General features: G+C 66.4%; 23 protein-coding genes and 2 riboswitches. Of the genes, 15 read left to right on the top strand and 8 right to left on the bottom strand.

The features are described 5' to 3' along the window. Positions 1-130: 130 nt before the first annotated feature. Positions 131-1,105 (top strand): ribonuclease HI family protein, encoded by a 975-nt coding sequence (locus BS38_RS0113660; RefSeq protein ID WP_028271320.1) that lies wholly within the window; start codon positions 131-133, stop codon positions 1,103-1,105. A gap of 23 nt (positions 1,106-1,128) precedes the next feature. Here the strand turns inward: BS38_RS0113660 and BS38_RS0113655 are convergent, their stop codons facing one another. From BS38_RS0113655 to BS38_RS25145, 4 genes are all read right to left on the bottom strand, one after another. After that, the gene (locus tag BS38_RS0113655; protein ID WP_028271319.1) at positions 1,129-1,416 is read right to left on the bottom strand and encodes a WXG100 family type VII secretion target; all 288 of its coding nucleotides are present in this window, start codon (positions 1,414-1,416) and stop codon (positions 1,129-1,131) included. A gap of 116 nt (positions 1,417-1,532) precedes the next feature. Continuing rightward, positions 1,533-3,044, bottom strand: coding sequence for a sensor histidine kinase (locus BS38_RS25150; RefSeq protein WP_051628907.1), 1,512 nt, complete (start codon positions 3,042-3,044; stop codon positions 1,533-1,535). Positions 3,045-3,046: 2 nt separating this feature from the next. After that, positions 3,047-3,757, bottom strand: coding sequence for a response regulator transcription factor (locus BS38_RS0113645; protein WP_028271318.1), 711 nt, complete (start codon positions 3,755-3,757; stop codon positions 3,047-3,049). A gap of 73 nt (positions 3,758-3,830) precedes the next feature. Continuing rightward, positions 3,831-4,283 carry a MarR family winged helix-turn-helix transcriptional regulator gene (locus tag BS38_RS25145; RefSeq protein ID WP_051628906.1) on the bottom strand — a complete coding sequence of 151 codons (453 nt, stop codon included), beginning with the start codon at positions 4,281-4,283 and terminating at the stop codon, positions 3,831-3,833. A gap of 66 nt (positions 4,284-4,349) precedes the next feature. Between BS38_RS25145 and BS38_RS0113635 the strand changes: the two genes are divergently transcribed. From BS38_RS0113635 to BS38_RS0113625, 3 genes are all read left to right on the top strand, one after another. Next, a complete protein-coding gene (locus BS38_RS0113635; RefSeq protein ID WP_028271317.1) occupies positions 4,350-5,546 on the top strand; it encodes a phosphotransferase in 1,197 nt (398 codons plus the stop codon). A 141-nt stretch (positions 5,547-5,687) separates the two neighbouring features. Beyond that, positions 5,688-5,945, top strand: coding sequence for a hypothetical protein (locus BS38_RS0113630; RefSeq protein ID WP_028271316.1), 258 nt, complete (start codon positions 5,688-5,690; stop codon positions 5,943-5,945). A 7-nt stretch (positions 5,946-5,952) separates the two neighbouring features. Further along, a complete protein-coding gene (locus BS38_RS0113625; RefSeq protein WP_028271315.1) occupies positions 5,953-6,819 on the top strand; it encodes an FHA domain-containing protein in 867 nt (288 codons plus the stop codon). A 74-nt stretch (positions 6,820-6,893) separates the two neighbouring features. Here the strand turns inward: BS38_RS0113625 and BS38_RS0113620 are convergent, their stop codons facing one another. Genes BS38_RS0113620 through BS38_RS0113610 form a run of 3 tightly spaced genes read right to left on the bottom strand, consistent with a single transcriptional unit; the run spans position 6,894 to position 11,338 of the window. Then, positions 6,894-8,549, bottom strand: a complete 1,656-nt coding sequence (locus tag BS38_RS0113620; protein ID WP_028271314.1) for a DNA repair helicase XPB — start codon at positions 8,547-8,549, stop codon at positions 6,894-6,896. A gap of 40 nt (positions 8,550-8,589) precedes the next feature. After that, positions 8,590-11,094, bottom strand: coding sequence for a helicase-associated domain-containing protein (locus BS38_RS0113615; protein ID WP_028271313.1), 2,505 nt, complete (start codon positions 11,092-11,094; stop codon positions 8,590-8,592). 10 nt (positions 11,095-11,104) lie between these two features. After that, the gene (locus BS38_RS0113610) at positions 11,105-11,338 is read right to left on the bottom strand and encodes a hypothetical protein (RefSeq protein ID WP_028271312.1); all 234 of its coding nucleotides are present in this window, start codon (positions 11,336-11,338) and stop codon (positions 11,105-11,107) included. 184 nt (positions 11,339-11,522) lie between these two features. On the opposite strand from BS38_RS0113610, the gene BS38_RS0113605 reads away from it, so the two are divergent. Together BS38_RS0113605 and BS38_RS0113600 are read left to right on the top strand one after the other, a co-directional pair. Then, the gene (locus BS38_RS0113605) at positions 11,523-11,906 is read left to right on the top strand and encodes a cold-shock protein (protein ID WP_011690655.1); all 384 of its coding nucleotides are present in this window, start codon (positions 11,523-11,525) and stop codon (positions 11,904-11,906) included. An 8-nt stretch (positions 11,907-11,914) separates the two neighbouring features. Beyond that, the gene (locus tag BS38_RS0113600) at positions 11,915-12,490 is read left to right on the top strand and encodes a DUF3027 domain-containing protein (protein ID WP_028271311.1); all 576 of its coding nucleotides are present in this window, start codon (positions 11,915-11,917) and stop codon (positions 12,488-12,490) included. An 82-nt stretch (positions 12,491-12,572) separates the two neighbouring features. On the opposite strand, the gene serC is transcribed toward BS38_RS0113600, so the two are convergent. Continuing rightward, entirely contained in the window at positions 12,573-13,703 is a 1,131-nt protein-coding gene (serC, locus tag BS38_RS0113595) for a phosphoserine transaminase (protein ID WP_028271310.1), read from the bottom strand. Between the two features lie 378 nt (positions 13,704-14,081). On the opposite strand from serC, the gene BS38_RS0113590 reads away from it, so the two are divergent. The 9 genes from BS38_RS0113590 to fdhD all read left to right on the top strand — a co-directional run bounded on the left by BS38_RS0113590 (position 14,082) and on the right by fdhD (position 22,165). Beyond that, positions 14,082-14,777 (top strand): metal-dependent transcriptional regulator, encoded by a 696-nt coding sequence (locus BS38_RS0113590; protein WP_028271309.1) that lies wholly within the window; start codon positions 14,082-14,084, stop codon positions 14,775-14,777. Between the two features lie 139 nt (positions 14,778-14,916). Next, a riboswitch (cyclic di-AMP (ydaO/yuaA leader) is annotated at positions 14,917-15,127 on the top strand. 3 nt (positions 15,128-15,130) lie between these two features. After that, positions 15,131-15,955 carry a M23 family metallopeptidase gene (locus BS38_RS0113585; RefSeq protein WP_028271308.1) on the top strand — a complete coding sequence of 275 codons (825 nt, stop codon included), beginning with the start codon at positions 15,131-15,133 and terminating at the stop codon, positions 15,953-15,955. Between the two features lie 148 nt (positions 15,956-16,103). Further along, positions 16,104-16,263, top strand: a riboswitch (cyclic di-AMP (ydaO/yuaA leader). Positions 16,264-16,333: 70 nt separating this feature from the next. After that, positions 16,334-17,008 (top strand): C40 family peptidase, encoded by a 675-nt coding sequence (locus BS38_RS0113580; RefSeq protein WP_028271307.1) that lies wholly within the window; start codon positions 16,334-16,336, stop codon positions 17,006-17,008. Positions 17,009-17,168: 160 nt separating this feature from the next. After that, positions 17,169-17,930 carry an NlpC/P60 family protein gene (locus tag BS38_RS0113575; RefSeq protein ID WP_028271306.1) on the top strand — a complete coding sequence of 254 codons (762 nt, stop codon included), beginning with the start codon at positions 17,169-17,171 and terminating at the stop codon, positions 17,928-17,930. A 222-nt stretch (positions 17,931-18,152) separates the two neighbouring features. Then, positions 18,153-18,653 (top strand): HNH endonuclease, encoded by a 501-nt coding sequence (locus BS38_RS0113570; RefSeq protein ID WP_028271305.1) that lies wholly within the window; start codon positions 18,153-18,155, stop codon positions 18,651-18,653. A gap of 151 nt (positions 18,654-18,804) precedes the next feature. Further along, positions 18,805-19,368 (top strand): molybdenum cofactor guanylyltransferase, encoded by a 564-nt coding sequence (mobA, locus tag BS38_RS27625; RefSeq protein ID WP_331280051.1) that lies wholly within the window; start codon positions 18,805-18,807, stop codon positions 19,366-19,368. Positions 19,369-19,427: 59 nt separating this feature from the next. Beyond that, positions 19,428-19,766, top strand: a complete 339-nt coding sequence (locus BS38_RS27620) for a DUF6457 domain-containing protein (protein WP_028271303.1) — start codon at positions 19,428-19,430, stop codon at positions 19,764-19,766. Further along, positions 19,763-21,220, top strand: coding sequence for a molybdopterin molybdotransferase MoeA (locus BS38_RS0113555; protein ID WP_028271302.1), 1,458 nt, complete (start codon positions 19,763-19,765; stop codon positions 21,218-21,220). Before BS38_RS27620 ends, BS38_RS0113555 begins: the two co-directional genes overlap by 4 nt. A 72-nt stretch (positions 21,221-21,292) precedes the next feature. Then, positions 21,293-22,165 carry a formate dehydrogenase accessory sulfurtransferase FdhD gene (gene fdhD / locus BS38_RS0113550; protein ID WP_028271301.1) on the top strand — a complete coding sequence of 291 codons (873 nt, stop codon included), beginning with the start codon at positions 21,293-21,295 and terminating at the stop codon, positions 22,163-22,165. Positions 22,166-22,221 lie beyond the last annotated feature (56 nt).

Genomic DNA, 22,221 nt, shown 5'->3' with positions numbered 1-22,221 from the left:
CCCTCATTGCGAGGGGGCCGCACTTTTGCGTTCGGAAGGACATTCGCACGGACACTGGTGCAGCCACCGTCCGCCGTGGCCGTGCATCACCGAAAGCCACAATGTCGGGCAGGTCTGGCAGGATAGTGCGGTGACGATTACTGCAGCAGCCGACGGTTCGGCTTTAGGAAATCCCGGCCCGGCCGGATGGGCCTGGTATGTGAACGACGACTGCTGGCGGGCAGGCGGCTGGCCGCACGGCACGAATAACCAGGGCGAGCTGATGGCCGTCCTGGATCTTTTCCGTTGCACCGCGCACCTCCCCGAGGAGGAGCTGCATATTCTTTGCGACAGCCAATACGTCATCAACTCGGTCACCAAGTGGATGCCCGGCTGGAAGCGCAAGGGCTGGCGGAAGGCTGACGGCAAGCCGGTCCTGAACGTGGAGATCCTGCGGGAAATCGACCAGGCGCTGACTGGACGCAAGTACCGCTTCGAATGGGTCCGGGGCCACGCCGGGCACGATCTCAACGAGGCCGCCGACGACCGGGCGCGGGCTGCGGCAACCTCCTATCAGCAGGGCATTGCAGTACGGTCGGGACCGGGTTTTGTCCGTGCCGGCATTGTCCCCGAGGGAGGCGCCTCCACACAGGCCGCGCCCCGGGTGCCGCAGCGCCAGGAATCCCTCACCCTGGCCGGAAGCCGCAACCAGCCGGACCTTTTCACCGAGCCGGACCTATTCAGTGAGCTGGAGACGGACCCCTTCGCGCAGCCGGGGCCGGACGCAGCTCCCGAAGCCGTCGTTGAGGCACTGGAACGGGAACTGCTCAGCCCCGACACCCGCGCCGACATCGGGCGCACCGGCGTGCTGCTGCATCCGGAGTTTACGGAAATCGGCAGCTCGGGCCGGTTCTGGACACGCGATGCCATGATGATGGCCCTCGAGGAGAGCCCGGGCACTGCCGCCGAACTGGAGATCATTGGCGCCGACCGGGTGGGACCGCAGGCGGTCCTGCTGACGTACCGAAGCAAGGACCGGTCGGGATCGTCGCTGCGCAGTTCGCTCTGGGTGCTGGACGGCACCCAGTGGCGCCTGCGCTTCCACCAGGGAACCCCGGAGGCTTAGCCCGCTTCAGCTGAGCCTGTGAATCAGCTGAACCGCTGCGTATTGCCCTGCTCTGCCTGGGCGTAAGTGGCGGCCGCTGACGTCAGGGCCATATTGATCGAGGCGAGCGAAGCCTCCACTTTGCCCTGCGTAATGGTCCACTCGGTGATCAGCGCCTGGAAGTTGGTGGCCGCCGATCCGCGCCAGGTGCCCTGCAGCTCATCCAGCCCCCGCTTCATGGCCTGGACGTCCGCGCTGATGCGGTCAACCGTGGCCTTCACGTTGGCTGATTTGAGCTGGAGCAGTTCGGTATCTACGGAGATGATGCTCATGGTGATTGCCCTTCGACGCTGTTCGCAAGCCGGGTCAAGCCTGCGGACGGACCGGGGTGTTCGGACCGCTACGTCGAGCCTAGGAAACGGGCGGAAAGCCGCGCCACATCCGCTGCCTATATGTGGACAACTTCGCCGGCTTCGCCGCCGTCGTTCCTACTGCCTGAGCCGTCGTTCTTACTGCCTAAATACTCGGCTGCCTCGTCCCGGAACGGCAGGCTGACCACCATCGTGGCGCCGCCGCCGTCCGTGGGGACCATGCGGACGGACCCCGAGTGTGAGCCCACGATGGCAGCAACGATGGCCAGGCCGAGGCCGCTGCCGCCCGTTTCCCGGGTCCGGGAGGTGTCCGCCCGGTAGAAGCGCTCAAAGATCCGTGACGCTTCGTCCTCCGGGATCCCGGCGCCGTGGTCGCGCACCTCGATGACGGAAAACAGTTGGCCCGCCTCGCCGGTGCGCACTCCGACGGCGAGCTCGATGGGCGTCCCGGCCGGGGTGTAGCGCAGGGCGTTTCCCATCAGGTTGCCCACCACCTGGCGCAGCTTGGCCTCATCGCCCAGCATCGGCGCGGGGGAGGGCGGTCCGCCGTCGAGGCCTGTCAGTGAAATCGTCCGGTCCCGGTCGCTGGCCTGGGTGTCCACCACGGCGTCGTTGGCGAGAAGCAGCAGATCCACGGGCTTCTGCTGCAGGGGGCGCTGCTCGTCCAGCCGGGCGAGGAGCAGAAGGTCCTCCACCATGGAGCCCATCCGTTTGGCCTCGCTCTCAATCCGGCCCATGGCCATGGCCACGTCCTCGTCCTTGGTCAGGGCGCCCTGGCGGTAGAGCTCGGAGAACCCCCGGATCGTCACCAGGGGAGTGCGGAGTTCATGGGAAGCGTCGGCGGCAAAGCGGCGCATCCGCTCTTCCGAGGCGAGCCTGGCCGCGAAGGCGGATTCAATGTGGCTGAGCATCGCGTTCAGGGAGCCGCCCAGCCGGCCCACTTCGGTGGCCGGATTCTCCACATCGACGCGGCGGGAAAGGTCACCGGCGGCGATGGCCGCGGCGGTCCTTTCCACGCGGGCCAGCGGACGGAAGGACCTGGACACTGTCCAGGTGGCAATGAAGAAGGCCAGCACCAGGGTCAGGAAGCCCACTCCCACCACCACCAGTGAAGCGTGTTCCACCACCGAGTCCACCGGGGCCAGCGACAGGCCGATGATGACGACGGCGTTGCGCTGGTTGCCGTCAACTACAGGCAGTGCCACGACGCGCCAGTTCCGCCCGTCGGTGCCGCGGACCTGGAACGGGGCGAGGTCGAGCTTGTTGGCTTCGGCCGGGGAGAGGCTTTCGATGTCCGGATGCGAGTCCTTGTTGCCGCCGAACGGGAACGGGTCCTGGTCCGGGCGCAGGAGCATGAGGGAGTAGTCGGTGGGAATGTTCGGATTCTGTTGCAGCAGCTGGTTGAAGGACTGCTGCTGCTTGACCGAATTGACGGCGACCTTGAGCTTGTCGTCCACCTGGCCCTGCAGATAGCTGTGCAGGAGGGTTAGTGTTCCCGAACCGGTCACGGCCAAGGCCACCAGCATAAGCGCCATCATGATGGCCACCAGCTGGGAACGCAGCGAGGCGGACTTCCAACGGTGCAGCAAGGTCAGCGCTTTTCGGCTGTCCGAAGTACGTAGCCCACACCGCGCTTGGTCTGGATGAGCGCCGGGGCATCGGGGTCGATGTCCACTTTGCGCCGCAGGTAGGAGATGTAGGACTCCACGATGGACGCGTCTCCGTTGAAGTCGTATTCCCAGACGTGGTCCAGGATCTGGGACTTGGAGAGGACCCGGTTCGGGTTCAGCATCAGGTAGCGCAGGAGCTTGAACTCCGTGGGGGAGAGCTCAATGACGGTGCCGCCGCGGCGCACCTCGTGGGCGTCGTCGTCGAGCTCGAGGTCGTCCACGCGGATGACGGCGTCGTCGTCGAGCAGGGGCTGGGTGCGCCGCAGCACGGCGCGGATCCGGGCCACCACCTCGTCCAGGCTGAAGGGCTTGGTGACATAGTCGTCGCCGCCGACGGTGAGCCCGGTGACCTTGTCCTCGGTGTCGTCCTTGGCCGTGAGGAACAGGACGGGGAAGTGCTTGCCTGAGGCGCGCAGCCGGCGGGTCACCGTGAAGCCGTCCATGTCCGGGAGCATGACGTCGAGCACCGCAAGGTCGGGGGCGTGGAGCTCGGCGGCGGCGAGGGCGTCGCGTCCGTTGCCGGCCGAGACGACCTCGAAGCCTGCGAACCTCAGGGAGGTGGAGAGCAGCTCGCGGATGTTTGGTTCATCATCGACGACGAGCAGCTTGGCTTCGGGACCGTTCTTTTTCATACCTCCCATGATGCTCCCAGAATCTGGGAGTTTTCTGAATGAATGTTGAGTGTCCCATGTGTGGAACCCGGCACTAGGCTGCCGGTGGCGGCGCAAGCCGGCCAATTTCCTGCAGTGACCGGCGCAGTTCCCGGTACCGCCCGGCCCCCAGCGCCGCCTCCCAGCGCGTTTCGGTCTCGGCAATGATTGCCGTGGAAAGTTCGACGGCGGAGGTCCCCGAAGGCGTCAGCCTTACGATTTTTGCCCGGCTGTCCGAGGGGTCTGGCCGGAGCGCCACGTATCCCAGATTCTCCAGGTACTTCATGAACTGGCCGATTCCGGCCCTGGTGATTGCGGCCCGCTCGGCGAGTTCGGACAACCTCAGGCCGCCGCCCGGAATGAGGGACATAACGCGGTAGTGCGAGGGCCGGAGTCCAGGGAGGGTCCGCGCGTTCAATTCAGCCCGGAGGGCGTCGAAGGCCCCTGCAAGCAGGGCGGCGATGTGCGGGGGAGGCGCGTCTGCCGGGAACTCATTGACATCAATCATAAAGTTACTTTACCATTTTTGGTCTCAGGCCTTTCCAGAGGCCGCCCGGCTACCGAGGGGTAATCCATGAAGGCGCCACTGCTCGAAAACATGGATGCCCTGGGTGCTGCCGGGGCGGAGCCCGCTGACTTGGCACTGCTGGCCGCTGCCGCCCTCGGGGAGCGGGACGTGGAGCTGCTGGGTGCCCGGGCCGACGCAATCGAGTTCCCCATGTTCAACATGACCACCGGAGGGCTCTGGCGGGTCGGCGGAACAGCCCGCACCAGTTGTGCCGGCGCTAGTAACACGGTCGGCGTCGCCCGCTTCAGCATGGTGGTCAAGGTTATCCAGTCGCCGTTGCTGTGGCAGGGCATCGGGCAGGTGCCGCCGCCATTCCGTGCTGCCCTCGCCGCCAACTATCTGTGGCGCACCGAGGCGCAGGTCTACGCTTCGGCGCTCGGCTCGGTGATGCCGCAGGGCGGTCGGCTTCCCGAGGTTTTCAAGATCGCGGAACTCGACAACCAGCGCACGGCGATCTGGATGGAGGACGTCGCCGAGGTCGCGGCGGCCGGCTGGACGGACCGGTGTTTCGTGGATGCAGCCAGATTCCTTGGCAGGCTGTCGGGAAGCTCCGAGGCGAGGGAATGCGTCGCCGCCATCCCGGATGCCAGCACTCCCGGCGCGCTCCGGTTCTTCGTGGAGGGTGTGGGCGCCAACGTCTTCATCCCCGCGATACAGGGCGACTCCCTGTGGCGGCACCCGGCGGTGGCTCCTGCCGCTGATGCCGCTCTGGTCGCGGGCCTTCGTGACCTGGCGGACAGGGCGTTCGCGCTGGTGGACGAAATGACCGCCCTGCCCCAGCTTCCCGCCCATGGTGACGCGAGTCCGCAAAACCTGCTGGTGGAGTCCCTGCCCGCCGGCACCGCCGCGGCGTCGTTCGCGGTTATCGACTGGGGGCGGTTCGGCCTGGCCTGTTGTGGCTTCGACCTGGGCCAGCTGCTCTCCGGCTGGGTCAACCAGGGCGTCATGGGCGGGGCCGAGCTGTACCGGCTGGGACCGCTGTGCCTGGAGGCGTACTGCGCCGGCCTGGCCGATGCCGGGGCTGACGTCGAGGAGGCGTCCGTCAGGCGGGGCCACGCGGCATCGATGGCCGTCTTCACCGGGTTGTCCGCAATCCCCACCCAGAAGCTGGCAGAGCAGGACTCAGACGCGCTCCGGGCCCTGGTGGCCGCGCGTGCGGACATGGCGCGGTTTGTCCTGGACCTGCTCGCGGCCACGGACTGAGGGGAACCCTTTTTGCGGCTAATTCGTTCGGGCCGCGGAGGGTTTCCCCGGCTACCGGCCGGTATTAGAGTGGGCGCACTGAGTCCATGAGGATTCGGGACCAATCGTTCATGCGGCACCCAATGAAGGGGAACAACCACCATGACGGAAATACAAGCGCCCGAGAGTACCCGCACGGCCGACCGCAGCATCCGCGACTGGGCAGACCTGGCTGAGGAAATGTGGTCCTACTTGACCGGCAAGGGCGCCGCGATCAACTACAACTTCATCGACATGACGGTGGAGGTTCCGCGCGACATCGGCCCGGACGCCCCTCGCGCCACCTGGAAGCTCAACGGCAGCCTCCGGGTGACCACCAGTGACAACGATGCCTCGGGGTCAGACGAGAACCGGAGCTGATCCGGACGTGAACGGATTCCGCCTCGACATGGATCTGGACTTTTCCTATACCGATGGGTCCGGAGCCGTAACGCGGGGAACAGCACAGGCCGGCGGCACCGAAGTGCGAATTGCCGTGGACGGCCTTGAGCCGTTCGGTTCCGGCGGCATGCCGTCGCTGGATGACATCCGGCCGCTGGCGAAGACCCTTGCCGAGCGGGGGCTTTCAGTGGTGGTTGACGGTCCGGACGGCCACATCGTGAGCCTCGGAGCCGTCGCCAGCCCGGCGTCGCAGCGGCTCATTACGCGCTCGCCGCACATCAAGCTGGGGAAGCTCGGCGCCCTGGCGCCACTCATGAAACGCGGACGGCGCGCGCCGCGGTTCTCGCTGCTGCCCCCGCAGACTCCGCTGCCGTTGATGCCGACAGTCAGGCGGAGCATCGCCCGCCGTGCCACCACCACCCACCACAGCCGGGGAAGCGGCCGGCCCCGGCTCATCTTCGTCCAGGACTCGGCAACGTGGAACGGCCAGGTGCCCCGCGAATACACACTGAGCAGGGAAATCGTAAGGATCGGCAGTGACGGGTCCTCGGACGTCCAACTGGACGGGCTGGACGGGCTCCATGCGGAAATAGTCCACAACGCGGACGACGAGTACGTACTGGTGCCGCACGGCAGGGTGACAGGCAGTGTCGCATCCACGGGTGAGTCCGTTCTTCGCACGGGCGCCCGGATTCAGATGGGGCAGTGGTGCCTTGCCTATTTCCGGGAGGAGTTCGCGGACCACGGACGTCCGTTCGGTGGCCGCAGCGGCGGCGAACTCGCCTATCAGGCACCGCAGCTTGACCCGCGGACAGGAACCACGGAACGGGACGGATCGTGGGGGATCAGCTGACTGCCACCCGCGGGTGACGTTCGGCCGCGGGACCCTAACGGGACAGGGTTCCGCGGAGGCTGGCGGCTGCCGCATCAGGTGGCCGAAGGATTCCGTCCCACGTCCTTGGCATCCATGATCCGGTAGGCATAGCCCTGCTCGGCCAGGAACCGCTGGCGCTTGGCCGCGAAGTCCTGGTCGAGCGTATCCCGTGCCACCAGTGAGTAGAACCGCGCAGCGCGGCCGTCCTGCTTGGGGCGCAGGAGCCTGCCCAGTCGCTGGGCTTCCTCCTGCCGGGAACCGAATGAGCCGGACACCTGGATGGCCACCGAAGCTTCCGGAAGGTCAATGGAGAAGTTCGCCACCTTGGAAACCACCAGGGTCTTCACTTCGCCTGCCCGGAAGGCTTCGAACAGCTTCTGGCGCTCCTTCACGGACGTGTCGCCCTTGATCACGGGGGCTTGGAGCCGTTCGCCCAGTTCGTCCAGCTGGTCGATGTACTGGCCGATGACCAGGAGCTGCTCACCGCGGTGCTGTTCCACCAGTTGCTCCACCACCGTGGTCTTGGTTTCGGACGTGGCACAGAGCCTGTATTTGTCGGCGTCCTCCGCCATGGCGTACGCAACACGTTCGTCGTGGGGAAGATCCACCCTGACTTCCACGCAGTCAGCCGGGGCGATGTAACCCTGGGCTTCGATGTCCTTCCACGGCGCGTCGTAGCGTTTCGGCCCGATCAGGCTGAAGACTTCGCCTTCGCGGCCGTCCTCGCGCACCAGGGTTGCGGTCAATCCGAGCCGGCGCCGGGCTTGGAGATCGGCCGTCATCCGGAAGATGGGTGCCGGCAGCAGGTGGACCTCGTCGTAGATGATCAGGCCCCAGTCGTGGCCGTCCACCAGTTCCAGGTGGGGGTAGAGCCCGCCGCGTTTCGTGGTCAGGACCTGGTACGTCGCTATGGTGACGGGGCGGACTTCCTTGACCGAGCCGGAGTACTCACCGATCTCGTCCGCCGTCAGCGAGGTCCGCTTGACGAGCTCGTCCTTCCACTGCCGGGCGGACACGGTGTTGGTCACCAGGATCAACGTGGTGGTGGAGCTTGTGGACATGGCTGCCGCACCCACCAGCGTTTTGCCGGCGCCGCAGGGGAGTACGACGACGCCGCTGCCGCCGGCCCAGAAGTTCTCCGTGGCCAGTTTCTGGTACGGCCGGAGCTTCCAGCCGGACTCGTTGAGCATAATGGGGTGCGGCGTGCCGTCCACGTAGCCGGCCAGGTCTTCGGCAGGCCAACCGATCTTGAGGAGCAGCTGCTTCAGCTGCCCGCGCTGCGAGGAATGGACCACGACGGTCTCGCCGTCGATGCGCGGGCCGAGCAGGGGCTGGATCTTCTTGGCACGGCAGACTTCCTCGAGCACGGGGTAATCGCTGGTCCGCATCACCAGCCCGTGCTGCGGGTCTTTTTCCAGCCGCAGCCGGCCGTAGCGGGACATCGTTTCTTCGATGTCGATCAGCAGGGAATGCGGCACCGGGAAGCGCGAATACTTCAACAGGGTGTCCAGCACGCGTTCTGCGTCCAGTCCGGCGGCGCGGGCGTTCCACAGCCCCAGCGGAGTCAGGCGGTAGCTGTGCACGTGTTCCGGCGCGCGCTCCAGCTCGGCGAAGGCGGCGATGGCGTGCCTGGCCTCGGTGGCAAGCTCATGGTCCACTTCGAGCAGGATGGTTTTGTCGCTCTGGACGATCAGTGGCCCGTCGTTCACGGCGCCCAGGCCCTGATGCCGCTGGTTTGTGGGGTGCTGGTCACTGCTGGGATCCCTCTTCCGCCTCAATGTCGATGATCCGGTGGATCGAGAGCACGCGTTCGGTTTCGCGTGCGGGGTCGAAGACCCTCACCCGGCCGCCGTTCACAGAGACCGGAACAACCGTTTCCCTGCTGGAATTCCCTTGGCTGTCCACCACGTTCATTACGACTGCTTGCCGGAGCCGGATGGCCTTTTGCAGGGTTTCGAGCCCGAGCTGCGTTGCTTCCTCTCCCGTTGCCCCCGACGCCGGGCGGTGGCTTCCGTTGCCGTTCGCTCCATGGGCGGCTCCGTGGCTGCGGAGAATCGCCAGCTGGGCGTCGACGTCGGCCTCTGCCGGTGCCGTCCGCGGCGCGCTGTACACAGGACGCCCGCTGCCCGGAACGGCGGTGGTCCGGCGCAGCCGGATCAGCCCTGACTCAGCCTCCTCGACGGCCGGTGACAAACCGAGTGCACGCAGGACCTGGGCGGTTTCCTTGGTTCCCGCGCGGGAAATCAGGACTGTGGGCGCAATGCGGACCAGCCCCAGCCCGGACGCGCTGGATTCCTTGATGAGTTCGAGCAGGGCTTCCTCGTCGTCGCTTTGGATGAAGCTGGACGCCACGCCCACGCGCAGCCTGCCGTGCCTGGCCGCGGTGTCCTCCACGAGGTATTCGAGTGGCTGCGGTACAGCGGTGGCCGAGTGCTCGCGCAGGAAACGCAACATGCTGCCGGCGTCGTGGCCGGCGTCGAGCGCCCGGCGGACGGACGCCACGGAGAACCGGTAGATCGTAGCGGGACCCTGGCCTTCGGCGTCGGCCATCACCAGCAGCTTCTCACTCAACTCGGGCGCCAGGTACCCCGGCGCTACGGCAGTGAGGTCAGCCTGCAGCAACACGTGGTTGAGGGCGGCCGGGAGATGTTCCCCCAGGATATCCAGCGCTTCATCGGGACGCTCCGCGGCGATGGCCGAGCCCAACTGGCTCAGCGCGCCCGAACCGATGAGGCCGAGCATCTCCGCTTCGGCCAGGACGCCGCGGATCAGCGAACTAAAGCGCCGTGCCATCCGGGGCTGGGTCCACTCTGCCCGTTGCAGCACCGCGGCTGCGTCCAGCACCGGCGCCTTGCCGTCGGCCTCAGCGGCCTCGTCCGTCAGTTCGTTGAGGATTTCCAGGATCCTCTTCCGGATGACGGGCGCGTCCGGCCGCTGGGCTTCAGCCGACAGCGCGTTGATGGTGGTGCCCGCCGCCGCACGGTGCGGGGCGGCCCCCGCGCCCGGACCGGTGACTGGCTGGCCCACCAGCGACGGGGCACGTTCGCTGGCCAGCCAGGCATTCACGAGCCAGAGCCATTGTTCCTGGCGCGGCAGCGTAAGCCACTCAAGCTGTTCCGGCTGCACCCAGGCGGAGCTGTCAACGTCCAGCCGGAGAAGGCCGGCCAGGGCGCAGAGTTCAACCAGCAGGCCGGCGGCGCGAAGGTCGATCCGGAGTGCGTCCGCCAGGCGCTTCATCTCGCGGACGCCGACGCCCCCGCTCCGCAACGTGACGAGGGGCTGCTCGCGCACGTTGTACAGGAGCTCTCCCGTCAGGCGGAGGGTTTCGGCAATGGCGCCCAGAGCGGCATTTCGCCGGAGCGCCGCTGTGGTCTGTCCCAGCCTGGGCACCGGGGGAGTCAGCGTGAAGTCCTCGATCACGGCCCCGCCGCGGAGGGCGATCCCCACGCTGTGCGGCAACTCCACGTGGGCGGCGTCCAGCGGTACCAGCAGGCCCCTCGCCAGGAGCCAGTCAACAGGGCCGACGTCGGGGCCCTCATTGAGGACGGAAGCCCGCCGCTGGGCCTGGGGCACCGCGCCCATGGCCCAGTTCCCGAAACGGGCCAGGAGCGCCGTGGTGCGCTCCGGGGCGGTGGCGAGGAGCCGTTCCAGGGCCTCGGGCGTGGCTGTCCAATGCTGCAATGACAGGGCGGCTTCCATAGGTGTTGTGGCGGGATGGATGGAGGCGCCGCTGTGGTGCAGTTCGCCCACCAGTTGCACCACGCGCTGGGCGAAGGCCGGCTGCAGCCGGACAAGTTCCGTGTAACTCCTGCCCAGTCCCGCCGGATATATTCCTACGACGTCACGGAGGCTTCCTACCGGAAGGTAGTAGCGCTGGCGGGCCCCTGCCGGCAGTGCGACACCGTGCGGGGGCTCGGCGCGGTGCACGAGGGCGAGTTCTTCAAGGGAGTGCAGGATCCGTTCGATGGCGGACAGCGATGCGCCGCGGATGAGTTTCTTGAGTCCCGCGGCAGAGGCGCTGTGGGCTGTGTCCGTGTTGGTGCAGAGGTGGAGCGTCTCCAGGACCTGCATCTGCGGCCGGTTCAGGCGCTCCAGTGCGCGCTGCACGCTGACCCTGGCGCTGGCCCGCGCCGCGAGGGCCGCAAAGTCCGGAACGTTGGGTGAGACCAGGTCCGGCCGCGCGGAGAACAGGGCCCGCAACGAGTCGTCGCTGCGTGCCTCCAGTTCCTTGCTGAGCGCGCGAATAAAGGACATCAGTCCAACGTTACCGCCCGCCGGACTTTCCTGCCCGGCGGCGGGCGGCGACGCCGTCGATCACCAGGAATATCATCAGGAGGAACGCCAGCGGCAGGCCGTACAGGGCCAGGGATGTCACCCACACCGGGGCGGCACTGCCGCCAAAGGCGATGGCCATGACGGCGCCCACGGCAGCCAGCGAAAAGACAGCAATAACCGCCGCAACTATCATCAGGGGCCGCCGGTAGCGGGAGGGTGTCATGGAAGTAACGCTAACAGCCCGGCTGAGCCCGTGCCGCAAAGCGGGAATCCGGGTCCCGGCAGGATAACCTTGAAGATACAGACCAACATGGTCCGGGCAGCCATACCCTGAACCCGCATATCAGTGCGGATGCGGTGGCCGCCGGCCGTGTCACAGGAAGTCCAGAACGAAGAAGGTTGATTACGTGCCTACCGGCAAGGTCAAGTGGTATGACAAGGAAAAAGGCTTCGGATTCCTCGCAGGTGAGGACGGCCAGGAAGTATTCCTGCCCAAATCCGCCCTGCCCGAAGGCGTAACGGAGCTCAAAGCCGGCACGCGCGTGGAGTTCGGTGTGGCCGACGGCCGCAAGGGAGCCCAGGCCCTCGGGCTGCGCGTGCTGGACAAGACCCCGTCCATCGCGAAGGCAAAGCGTCCCAGCGCCAAGGACCTGGCGCCACTCGTCCAGGACCTCGTGACCGTGCTGGACAACCTGTCCGGGACGCTGTCCGCCGGAAAGTACCCGGAAGGCAACAAGGCCAAGGCGATTGCAGCCGCCCTCCGTAAGGTTGCCGACGAGCTGGACGCTTAGGCATCCACATGACTTCCCAACCTGACCAGAGCACCCCCAAACCGGCGTCCAAGCCCCGTTCCGGCGTCCCCGTGTGGCGCGTCGGAAAACCGGATGCGGTGCTCGCTGCAGCCGTGGACTTTGCCCGGGCTGCAGTGCAGGGCATCGCCCCGGCCGAACAGATCGGACAGCACCTAGGTGCCAAGAGTGAAGGGGACCGCGTTGTCACTCATCTCTTCGAGTCCAAGCTGGCCGGGTACCAGGGGTGGCAGTGGTACGCGGTGCTCACCCGCAATTCCCGCTCCAAGGTCGTCACGGTGAACGAACTTGGCCTGCTGCCTTCGGAGGATTCCATCCTCGCGCCGGAGTGGGTGCCCTGGGCTGAACGGGTGCGCCCCGAGGATGCCCAGGAAAATGAACAGGACGCGGAGGCGCCTGTTGTGGACGCCGACGCCCAGGACACTGCCCCGGCGGGCTCCGGCGACGGCGCCGCGGTCTCCGTTGACGACGATTCCGACGATTCCGACGACGACACCGACGACGATTCCGACGACGACAGTGACGCACCAGAGGAACAATCCGGCTCCGCCCGCGAGACCGACTAGAGCACTTAACGACGACGGCGCCGTCCGGGACCAAACCCGGACGACGCCGTCGGACGTTAACGCGTCAGCAGCAGCTGACTTCCTACTTCCGCAGTTCTCCCACGACGTAGTCGATGCTGGAGAGGAGGGCCGAAACGTCGTCCGGGTCGATCGCCACGAACGTGGCGATGCGCAGCTGGTTGCGGCCCAGCTTGCGGTACGGTTCGGTATCCACGATGCCGTTGGCGCGCAGGACCTTGGCAATTGCGGCTGCATCGATCGAATCATCGAAGTCGATGGTGGCGATCACGTTGGAGCGGTCTTCTGCCTTGGCAACGAACGGCGTGGCGTATTCGGAGGCCTCCGCCCAGTCATAGATGCGGCCGGCCGAATCGGCGGTCCGTGCCGCGGCAAACTCAAGGCCGCCGCTGGCGTTCAGCCACTGCACCTGGGCGTCCAGGGTCACCAGGGTGGCCAGCGCCGGGGTGTTGTACGTCTGGTTGAGCCGTGAGTTGTCGATGGCGGTCTGCAGGTCCAGGAAATCGGGGATCCACCGGCCGCTTGCCTTGATCCGGGCGGCGCGTTCCAGGGCCGCGGGGGAGAAAAGCCCCAGCCACAGGCCGCCGTCGGATGCGAAGTTCTTCTGCGGGGCGAAGTAGTACACGTCGGCTTCCGAGACATCGACGTCCAGGCCGCCGGCAGCCGAGGTGGCGTCCACCAGGACAAGCGATCCTTCATCCGCGCCGGCAACCCGCTTGACCGGCGCTGCCACGCCTGTGGAGGTCTCATTCTGCGGCCAGGCGTAGACGTCCACGCCCGCCTCCGCGGCGGCTACCGGCCGCGTCCCGGGCTCGGCCTTGATGATGGAGGAGGCGTCCAGGAACGGAGCCTTATTCGTAGCCGAGGCGAACTTGGAGCCGAATTCGCCGAACGAGAGGTGCTGGGCCTTGCTGTCCACCAGTCCGAACGCCGCGACGTCCCAGAACGCCGTTGAGCCGCCCACTCCGAGGATGACTTCGTAGCCTTCGGGGGCGCGGAAAAATTCGCTGAGGCCGCTGCGGACAGATCCCACCAGGTTCTTCACCGGGGCCTGGCGGTGCGACGTGCCGAGGAGGGTGGCAGAGGCGGCAGACAGTGCTTCGATCTGTTCGGGGCGGACCTTTGATGGCCCGGCGCCGAACCGTCCGTCCTTGGGCAGGAGGTTGGCGGGGATAGTGATGCTGGTGTCACTCACAATGGCTCCAATTTATCGGCGTGGACGTGGTTTCCGGCGTGGACGTGGGCCCGGCAGTGCACGGGTTCCTGCAGGGGAATCCCCTATATTCTGCCTGACGTGCCTGCGGGGGAGGGAACGGCATCCGTCATAGTCCAGTCACTGAGACATCCCGGCGGCAGGTCAGAGCGATACGCTGAAGATTATCCGGAGTAATTCAAAATAGGCTAAGCTGGATGCTGTCGTACAGTGGGTCGCGAAGCCGGCCTGGCTGATCCCGTGGGGCTTTTCCCAGCGGCTGGTTGGTGGATGCAGGTCCACCCCGCCGAGGCCAACGTGGAAGCCTTTGCGCGGTACGGTGGGACTGACGCAAGGACTGTGCTCGAGGAGCTGAGCTGGATGACCGATCTGATCGACACCACGGAGATGTATCTTCGGACAATCTTGGAGCTTGAGGAAGAGAACATCGTGGCTCTCCGCGCCCGGATTGCCGAACGGCTGCGCCACTCCGGACCCACCGTTTCGCAGACCATCGGGCGGATGGAGCGTGACGGGCTGGTGGTTGTTTCGGGGGACCGGCACCTTGAGCTGACTGAAACCGGCCGGAAACGCGCCACCGAAGTCATGCGCAAACACCGCCTCGCGGAACGGCTCCTGGCCGATGTGATCGGACTGGACTGGGCATATGTCCATGACGAAGCCTGCCGTTGGGAACACGTCATGAGCGAGCGGGTGGAGCGTCGCATCTTTGAACTCCTCAACCACCCCACCGTTTCCCCCTACGGCAATCCCATTCCGGGACTGGCGGCGCTCGGCGGTCAGCCGACTCCCGCTTTCACCGATGGTGTGGTCAACCTCCTTGAAGCCATGACCGCGTACGGGGCCGACTCACGTATCACCGTGAGCAGGCTGGCCGAACCCATCCAGGTTGAGCCGGAGTTGCTGGTGCAGCTGGATGAAGGCGGAATCCGGCCCGGAGCGTCCCTGGCCCTGGAGCGCGTCGGCGAATACATCTCCGTGCGTGTGCCCGAGATCGAAGGCGCGCTGGAACTGCCGCCCGAGGTTGCGGCCCACGTGTTTGTTACGGTCAGCTAACCGCCTCCTTGTAGGACCACCTACAACGTACTGAGACCCAGATAACGGAATTATTACCGCGCTGATTAATCGCCTATAGTTGAGCACTAGCGCCGATACAAAAGCGTTACCTGATCCGAAGCCGAGCTCTGCCAGCGGATCAGTGTCAGAACCATCTCCTGGCAGAGGCGGAGGAACCACAATCGGCCGTTGAAAACGGCCTTGGGGTGAAGTCCGTCAGCGGCAAGTCACCTCCGACGAAGGATTCCCTAGGGACACCTGTGCCGGATGCCTTGCAATGGCGGACCGGGTCTTTGCACTCTCTGACCCGAATCCGACAGCTAACTTCGCAGGCTCTCCAGAGAGGATAATTCTTGACCACGCAGACCGTCAGGGGCCGCCGCAGGGCGACCGGTCCCGCTTCGGAGTACCCCGTGGCCGAAGCCGTTATGACGGTCAGGCCGCGCGATGCGCACCGTGATGCACGCCGGCGCCGCAGCCTGTTCAGCCAGGTGACGGAGTTCGCTTCGGCGAGCGGCGTGGGTCAGAAGGCCGGCATTGCCCTGGCCGCCACCGGACTGGTGCTCACCGTGACCGTCCCGTCGACAGGCCCCATGATGTCCACTGCGGACACCGGGAATGCCGGCGTGGCCGCTTCGGTTGCAGCGCAGCCGGAGGTTTCCGCCGCTGCCGGCGCCAAAATCGACTTCAACCGCACCTACGTTGCCACCAAGGGCGATCCCGACGGCAAGCTCAAGCAGCTCCTGAGCGCGCAGTCCGCGGGCACCATCACCCGCGCGGCTTCCGCCGGGAGCCTTGGGGCACCGCTGGAACACCTGGTTTCCGCGTCGCCCTTCGGTTTCCGGGTCAGCCCGATAACCGGCGGAGCCGGTGAGTTCCACCGGGGCCAGGACTATGCGGCACAGTGTGGCACCAGCGTCCTGGCTGCCGCCAGCGGAACGGTCACGTTCACCGGCTGGCACCCCTACGGCGGCGGCAACCGCGTGGTGATCGACCACGGCAACGGCCTCGAAACCACGTACAACCATCTTTCGTCGTCAAGCGTCCAGGTCGGCCAGAAGGTCAGCCGAGGCGAGGTTGTGGCCCTCAGCGGGACCACCGGCGCCTCCACCGGCTGCCACCTCCATTTCGAAGTGATGGTCAACGGCGAAGTCGTCGACCCCACCGGCTGGCTCTGACCCAAACGATGGGTCGCTCTCGCATTCCTGTGACATGCCGTGACCTGAATGTGACATTCGTTCGGAATTCCTGTACCGTTTAGAGCACGCCAACTTTTCCGAAGTTGGCGCTCTTGAGTGGATTGCCTAACTCTGCCACCGCTCAAGGTCCGTTCGCATGACATCGTCTGGCAGAGGCGGGGGAACCAATTTTGGTCTTCGCAAGAAGACCTTGGGGTTAAGTCGCAAAAGCTTCCCAGGAAGCCGAGCGGCCGGGTGACTCCCATCCGAATCCGACAGCTCACCTCGTAGGCATTGGGAGAGGCTACCTTCGTGTCTACACGCAACACTTCTGCGCGCCACCGTGCGCAAACGGTTCGTACGAACCCGTTGAACTCCGTGTCCAGGGCTGTTACTGCCAACGCCGGGACCGTAGGTCGCCAGGCGGCTGTGATCGCAGCTGCGTCCGGACTGATCCTCAGTGTTGGCATGCCGGCAAATGCCGCCGATACCAACCTGGGTGTTTCCGCTTCGACGGAGTCCGGCTCTCAGTCAGCCCAGCTGGCCGTAACCGCTGAACCGACAGCGACTGTTTCCTTCGAGCGTCCGTCCGTCACCACGACGGCAGCGCCCAAGATTGAAACCGTCCGGGCACAGTCCACCGGTGCCGACGCCAGCGAGACCTCCGCAGCAGCTGACGGGGAAGCAAAGGCCGGCAAGCTTGCCGACGCCGCCTCCTCTGCAGCAGCATCGGGCCTCGCCGCCATCGCGTACACCGGTATTGGCAGCGCCTACGTCTGGGGCGGCACCACCCCCAGCGGCTGGGACTGCTCAGGCTTCACCCAGTGGGTCTACGCCCAGGCCGGCATCAGCATCCCCCGCACCAATGCATGGACCGCCATGACGCCCACCGCCACCCCGGCGCCGGGCGACCTGGTCATGCAAAACGGCGGTGCGCACGTTGGCATCTACGTCGGCAACGGCATGATGATCAGCGCGCTGAACCCGTCGCAGGGCACGATCCTGCACGCTGTGTCCGCCACGGGCACTTCCGCGTTCTACACGCTTCGCTAGAACACGCGGCGCTTCGCTCCATCACGGGTTTCCCGTCGCTGAAGCGCGCGTTCTTCGCTAAATAAACCTGTTCGGGCCGTTCCGGCTTACCCCCAAGATGCCGGAGCGTCCAAAAACCGCGGCCTGCCACGCAGTCTGAGGAAAACGAAAGAGAGAAATAATGACTACTCGTGCGATCGCACGGCACCGCGCCGAGGTTACCAAAACCAACTCGCTTGCTGTCATTGCCAAGGCTGTCGGCGACAACGCCGGCGGCATGGGCCGTCAGGCTGCGGTTATCGCTGCAGCTTCCGGCCTGGTCCTGACCAGCGGTATCGCAGCCAACGCTGCCGACACCAACGTTCAGCGCGAAGCAACCTCTGCTTCCACCCTGGAAGTGCAGTCCTCTGCTCCGGCCAACATCTCGGCCGCTTCCAGCATCGCCATCTCCTTCGAGAAGCCGGCTGTCTCCACCTCCCCGGCTCCGGTCGTCGAGGCTCCCAAGCCCGTCGTTGAGGTTCAGGAAGCTGCTCCCGAGGCTGCTCCGGTTGCCGTTGCCGCGACCGTGTCGGCCCCGGCCGCCCCTGCAGCTGCAGCCCCCGCCGCCGCCAGCGGAAACGGTGCCGCGATTGCCGCTGCCGCCTACGCCCAGCTGGGTGTCGCACAGGACTGCACCGCCCTCGCCACCAACGCGCTTGCAGCCGTTGGCGTCAACTACCACGGCTGGCCGGCAGGCTACCTGTCCCTGGGCCGCACCGTGAGCGCCGCTGAGGCACAGCCGGGCGACCTCGCGTACTACCAGAACGGCGGCATGGGCATGGCCCACATCGCTGTCTACGTTGGCAACGGCCAGGCCGTCCACGGCGGCTGGAACGGTGGAACCACCTCGCTGTTCAGCGTCAACGTTGGCTCCGGCCCGGTCTTCATCCGCGTCGGCGGCTAATACCCCGGTTCACGCGTAACAAAAGGACCTCTGCCTTCGGGCAGGGGTCCTTTTGCGTTTCCGGCAGGTGAATTTTTGCCGACACGGAGTCTATGGTAATGAGCCGATTCGGCGATAGGCCACTTGAGTGTTTACTCTTGTGTTGTCGATCCATAGCCCGGACAAGCAGAGGGCAGCCGGCCCTCGAGCCCCTGACGGGTGCGGCCGTGAAGAGGTATGTGCATGCGCACTCTCGTTCTTAATGCTGGATATGAACCGCTGGCGGTTGTGACCTTCCGCCGGGCGCTGGTTCTTGTGCTGACCGGAAAAGCTAGCGTAGTGGCCGAAGGCGACGATCCTGTCGTCGGGCCGCAGGAGATCCTGGGCCGTCCGTCCGTGATACTCCTGAACCGCTACATCCGGCCCCGGTACAACACCATCACTGCTGTGAGCCGCCGGGGCGTGTTGCGCCGTGATGGCCACCGCTGCGCCTACTGCGGGAAGGCAGCACACACCATTGACCACGTCCACCCGAAATCGAGGGGCGGTGCCGATTCCTGGGAGAACCTGGTGGCCGCCTGCCTTCGGTGCAACAACGTGAAGGGCGACCACACGCCCGCCGAGATGGGCTGGAAGCTCAGGTTCGTCCCCGCGCCTCCGCACGGCACCATCTGGCAGATCAAGGAACTGGAAAAGCCCACGCCCGCGTGGGACCCTTTCCTCCTGCCCGAATCCGCCGCCTAAGGTTTCACGGTTCCTAAGGCTCCACGGTTCCTAAGGCTGCACGGTTCCTAAGGCTGCACGGTTCCGCGGTGTCGGCCTGCATGGCTAGGCTGGCACTGTGGAGTTTGATGCCTTAATACTGGCCGGCGGGCGGTCATCGCGCCTGGGTGGCGTGCCCAAGTCCCAGTTGGTGTACGACGGCGCCACCCTCCTGTCGCGGTCGCTCGCGGCAGCCGCGGGGGCGGGAGCGGTGGTGGTGGTGGGACCTGATCCCGGCGGACTGCCCGCCGGTGTCCTGTCATGCCGGGAGGAACCCGCGTTTGCCGGGCCGGCGGCGGCCATAGGCGCCGGCCTGGCCGCCCTGGATCGCGCACGCGGTCCGTTGCGCGCGGCGACGACCCTGATCCTGGCGTGTGACATGCCCAAAGCCGACCAGGCCGTTGCCGCACTTCTGCTCGCCCTGGCGGAGGACAGCAGCGGCGCGGCCGGCTCCGCGGGAGTCATGTCCGCTTCGCCTGATGGCCGCAGACAGCCGCTTGCGGGTTTTTATGGCACAGCTGCGCTACAACGTGCCGTGAACGAACTGGGGGAGAGTGGAGGCCTGGCAGGCGCTTCAGTCTTCGCCCTCCTTGCTAGGCTTGACGTGCGGACTGTTACCGTCCCCGCCGGTGCCACGGACGATGTGGATACCTGGGACGATGCCACCGCGCTAGGGGTATCCCGCCAGGGGTCATAAGCCACCGTTGGTGGGACCGGGCGGTGGTACTGCAACTGAATTTGAGTTTGGAGGCAACGGTGAAAAGCCAGGACGAAACGCTGGAGGACTGGTGCCGGGCACTGCTGCAAGCCTTCGAGCTGGAGGACGTCGAAGTGGACGTCAATGAAGTCTTGGCGCTCGCCGGGGTTGCGGCCCACTCTGTGGTCCGTCCTGCGGCGCCGCTGACCACGTTCATCGCCGGCTTCGCGGCGGGTATGGCGTCTGGTTCGGGGCAGGCCCCGGACGCGGTTTCAATGCAGGCCGCCATGGGCGTGGCGCGGGCGCTGGCGATGGATTACGCAGCGGCGGATTCCGCCGCGGCCACGCCGCAGCCCGATGACGGACCGGCCGTCAGCAGCGGGAACCCCGGCGCATGACGGCTGCGCCGCCGGGCGGCGGGGACGCCGCCAGCGACGTGCCTGAAAACGGGGAACCCTCCGAGGGCCCCGGCACCGCGGAAACTGGGACTGCCGAAGCGGGCACTGTTGAAGCGGGGACTGCCGAAGCGGGTACTGCCGACACCGGCCACACCCATTTGGCGCACACCTGGCAGGAGGCGCGGCAGGCGTCATTCGACTCCGCAACACCGATCCCGCCGGGGCCGGTGCCGCTCAGGACCGCGCTCGGCCGGACACTCGCGGAGGACGTCACCGCGCTCCAGGACATGCCGCACTACGCTTCATCGGCCATGGACGGCTGGGCGGTCAACGGAAGCGGGCCGTGGATCCTCGCGGAGCCCGGCCACCGGTTGGCACCCCACCAGGCCAGTCCCATCGTCACCGGCGGCCTGATTCCCCCTGGTGCCAAGGCTGTGCTCCGCAGCGAAAGCGGCGCCATGGCAACGGATGAGGAAGGGCTCCCCGTGCTGGTCCTGGGCGGCGGGGCACGGCCCGGTGAACCGAGGAACGGCCAGCACATCCGGAAAGCCGGCGAGGAAGCAGCGGCAGGCGACGTCCTGATCGCCAGCGGAACTGTACTCAACCCGGCCCACCTGGCCCTCGCGGCGCTTGCCGGCCACGACTCCCTCCACGTCCAGGGAAAACCTGTGGTGCGGATCCTGCTCACGGGCTCCGAGGTGGTCACCTCAGGCCTGCCGGCGCCGGGTAAGGTGCGCGACACCTTCGGACCACAGCTTGGCGCCGTCGTCGAGATGATGGGCGGCATCAGCGCCGGGCAGGACAAAATCGGTGACAGCTACGACGAATGGCTCGCCGCCCTGGAAGACGACGCTGCGGAGGAGGCGCCTGCCGACGTCGTCATCACCACCGGCGGCACCGGCCGGTCCGGGACAGACCACCTCCGCCGCGCGGTCGCGGAACTCGGCGGCCGCCTGTTGATCGACGGCATCGCGATGCGGCCCGGGCACCCGGCAGTCCTCGCCGAACTGCCGGACGGCCGCTTCATCCTTGGACTGCCCGGCAATCCCCTTGCCGCGATGATGGCGCTCTGCACAGTGGGGGCTCCGCTGCTGGCCGCGCTGGGCCACGGGTCGCTGCCGCCGATCAGTGAGGTACCGTGCGGGACGATGATCGACGCTGAACCGGGAAGGACCCGGCTGATGCCTTTCAGGCTGCTCTACGGCATGGCATCACCTGCCCAGCATGCGGGGTCCGGGATGATGCGCGGCCTTGCGGCTGCCGACGGCGTCCTGGTTGTACCTCCGCACGGCATCCAGCTGGGGGAGGCCGCGCCCGCTTTCGCCCTGCCGTGGGGTGCCCCGATCCCGGCGGCTGAACCGGCCGCGGCGAAGGCCAAAGCGGCTCCCCGCAAGACCCCGCGGAAGCCCGCCGCATCAGACGGCCCGGTGGACTGGAGTGCTTTGCTCGGCTAAAACGGTCCCGGCTGGTGAAGGCCGTCCGGGCTTGCAATGATGGTCATATCCCGCACTAAAGAGGAGCGCATCGTGGCCCGCATGACGCAACGCCGCAAAATTCACAAGTTTGTCCTGGACGGTTCGCCGCAGTCCCTCGCATATCCCGTGCGGCACCGGGAAGACGTACTTGCCGTGGAGGAGCCGCTGGAAGTCCGGCTGGGATCCCTCCCGTTTACCGTCACCATGCGCACGCCCGGGGACGATTTTGACCTGGTGGCCGGGTTCCTGGTGTCCGAGGGCATCATCTGGGACCCCGAGCAACTCATCTCCCTGCGGTTTTGCGCGGGTGAGGACGAGGACGGCGTTCAGACCTTCAATGTTGTGGAGGCGCAGTTGCGGCCGGACGTCGTCCTCCCCGAGAGGGGCCGCAACATCTTCACGTCGAGTTCCTGCGGCATCTGCGGCACCGATTCCATCGACGCCGTCCGCAAGTCATCGCATTTCAGCCCTGCCGGTGATCCGCTGACCGTCCCGGTCGTAACGCTCGCCGGGCTCCCGGACGAGCTTCGTAAGGCGCAGGCCGTCTTCGACGCCACCGGAGGGGTCCACGCGGCCGGCCTCTTCAGGATCACCGATGGCGGCGGCACTGAGTTGCTGTGCCTGCGCGAGGACGTGGGACGCCACAACGCCGTGGACAAGGTGGTGGGCTGGGCGCTCCGCGAACGGCTGCTGCCGCTGGCGGGCACCGTGCTGCAGGTTTCCGGCCGTGCCTCCTTCGAACTGGTCCAGAAGGCGGCGCTCGCCGGGATTCCTGTGCTCGCTGCCGTCAGTGCGCCATCCAGCCTGGCCGTAGAACTTGCTGACGCCAGCGGCATGACACTGGCCGGCTTCAGCAGGGGCGCCACCCTCAACGTTTATGCCGGGCAGCACCGGATCCAGGCACCGGCTCCGGTCCCCGGATAGGACAAAGTGCTTGGTTTATCGGGCCTGGCACAGTAGATTTTATCCATCGATTGGAC

Source organism: Arthrobacter sp. UNC362MFTsu5.1 (genome assembly GCF_000685965.1).
Taxonomy (GTDB): Bacteria; Actinomycetota; Actinomycetes; order Actinomycetales; family Micrococcaceae; genus Arthrobacter.
The sequence above is the reverse complement of the archived record's forward strand: the minus strand, read 5'-3'. Positions and strand labels throughout refer to the sequence as shown.